Genomic DNA, 2,139 nt, shown 5'->3' with positions numbered 1-2,139 from the left:
TATCGTACATGGCTTTGAAGGCAATCCGCACGGCAACTGGTTTGACTGGCTTTGCGCCCAAATCAAAAGCACCGGCGCACAAGCAATCTCCCTCGCCATGCCCAATCCCGACAAACCAAGCACGACCTCGTGGCAGTTTACCCTTGACCAGCACATTGGCAAGCCCGATGCCCATACCTTCCTAGTCGGCCACAGCCTCGGCTGCATTACCCTCCTTCACTTCCTCAGCCGCCAACAGCCGCAAAAAATCGGCGGCCTGTTGCTTGCCGCCGGTTTTGCCGATACGCTGCCGCCCCTACCTGCGCTCGATGCCTACATTAAAGCAGCGTCGCCCGATTTCAACATCCTGCGCAAAATCGACATGCCCAAACACTGTCTGGTTTCCGACAATGACACCCATGTTCCGCCCGAACTGACTTTGGACATGGCGGCCAAACTCAAAAGCCCTGTTACTCATATTCCCGAAGGCGGCCATTTGATGGCTTCGGACGGCTTTACCCAACTGCCGCAGGCTTGGGAAGCACTGAAACCCATGTTGACCGAATAAACAAACAATATAATTCGGTTTTCAGACGGCCTCGTCTGTCTTTCCTCCCCATAACAGGCCGTCTGAACGACCATAAAAAAACAACCTGCCTTTTCAAGCAGGTTGTTTCTTTTTATGCCTTATTGACGGCAAATTTAATATTGCACCGTCCATTCAATCTCACCGCCGGCCCTCATCGGTACAAGTTCGCCATCGCCGTAAGGTACGCTGGCAGGTACGGTTTGCGTTTGTTTGACCAGTGTGATGGTATCAGAATTTTCAGGCAGACCGTAGAAACGCGGGCCATTTTTAGAAGCAAAGGCTTCCAGTTTATCCAACGCGCCTGCTTTCTCAAACACTTCGGCATAAAGCTCGATGGCGGTCATCGCGCTGAACATACCGGCACAACCGCAAGCATTTTCTTTGGCAGTTTTGGCATGTGGCGCAGAGTCTGTGCCGAGGAAGAATTTGTGCGCCTTATCGCCGGTAACGGCGGCAACCAAAGCCTGACGGTGGGTTTCACGTTTGAGTACAGGCAGGCAGAAATGATGAGGACGCACGCCGCCGACCAAAAGGTCGTTGCGGTTGAGCAGCAAGTGTTGCGGCGTCACGGACGCAGCCACATTATCGCTGGCTTCCAATACCAGTCGGGCGGCCTCGGCAGTGGTGATGTGTTCGAACACGACTTTAAGATTCGGCACTTGCGCCAAAACCGGTTTCATCACGCGCTCGATAAAGGCGGCCTCGCGGTCGAAAATATCGATTTCAGGATCGGTCACTTCGCCGTGAACCAAGAACAAAATGCCCTGTTTCGCCATTTCTTCCAACACGGGGATGAGTTTGAACAAGTCGGTCACGCCGGAATCGGAGTTGGTGGTCGCGCCCGCAGGATAGAGTTTGAAAGCCACGATACCGGCAGCCTTGGCTTCGCGCACGAGTTCGGGTGTGGCGTTGTCGGTCAAATAAAGCGTCATCAACGGCTGGAAGGTACTGCCTTCAGGCAGGGCGGCCATAATGCGCGCTTTGTAGGCTTGGGCATCGTCAACGCTGACGACGGGCGGTTTGAGGTTGGGCATGATAACCGCGCGGCCCATTTGTCGGGCGGTGTACGGGGCAACAGCTTTGAGCGCGTCGCCGTCGCGCAGGTGTAAGTGCATATCGTCGGGGCGGATGATGGTCAGGGTTTGCATAGCTTACTTTCGAGTGGTTTGGTTTGATAATGTTTCAGACGGCCTTTATTCGGCAGTAACGGTTGCTATTAATTTGATATTCCAATCGTCAACCGGTCTAAGGTAAAACGGCGGCCTTATTGTCGTAAGAATGATGGGTCAAATAAAAAACAGCCTGTACCGGAAAATGCTCGGACGACGTTGTTTTGACGGTCAACAAGGTTTCTTTCGAACTGCCGGACGCGCGCCATGCGTAGGAAATCTGACGCATGGGCAACGGGGCTTCCGACAAATTATCGGCACGCAATTCAGCGTTCAAACCTTGCGGCGGATTTTCTGCCAAAGCCAAAAATTGTTTGAAAATCAGATGGTCGTTGGCTTTAGCCGTGCGCACGCTGCAACTGTCTTCGGTCAGGCTCAAATAATAATCTGCGCCGTTTACCG

General features: G+C 53.2%; 3 protein-coding genes. 1 reads left to right on the top strand and 2 read right to left on the bottom strand.

All coding sequences use genetic code 11. The features are described from left to right. The first annotated feature begins 1 nt into the window (after position 1). Entirely contained in the window at positions 2-547 is a 546-nt protein-coding gene (locus tag ACTHUE_RS16500; RefSeq protein ID WP_440424009.1) for an RBBP9/YdeN family alpha/beta hydrolase, read from the top strand. Positions 548-681: 134 nt separating this feature from the next. Here the strand turns inward: ACTHUE_RS16500 and pyrC are convergent, their stop codons facing one another. Together pyrC and ACTHUE_RS16490 are read right to left on the bottom strand one after the other, a co-directional pair. After that, positions 682-1,716, bottom strand: a complete 1,035-nt coding sequence (pyrC, locus tag ACTHUE_RS16495) for a dihydroorotase (RefSeq protein ID WP_107792418.1) — start codon at positions 1,714-1,716, stop codon at positions 682-684. Between the two features lie 97 nt (positions 1,717-1,813). Beyond that, positions 1,814-2,139 (bottom strand): NMCC_0638 family (lipo)protein (locus ACTHUE_RS16490; protein WP_440424008.1); only part of this gene is annotated, 326 nt, incomplete at its 5' end.

It is taken from the genome of Neisseria sp. P0021.S005 (assembly GCF_051956955.1).
The sequence above is the reverse complement of the archived record's forward strand: the minus strand, read 5'-3'. Positions and strand labels throughout refer to the sequence as shown.

Coding starts and splice junctions, on each gene's coding strand:
- pyrC (WP_107792418.1), bottom strand. CDS start 1,716: ATGCAAACCCTGACCATCATCCGCCCCGACGATATGCACTTACACCTG.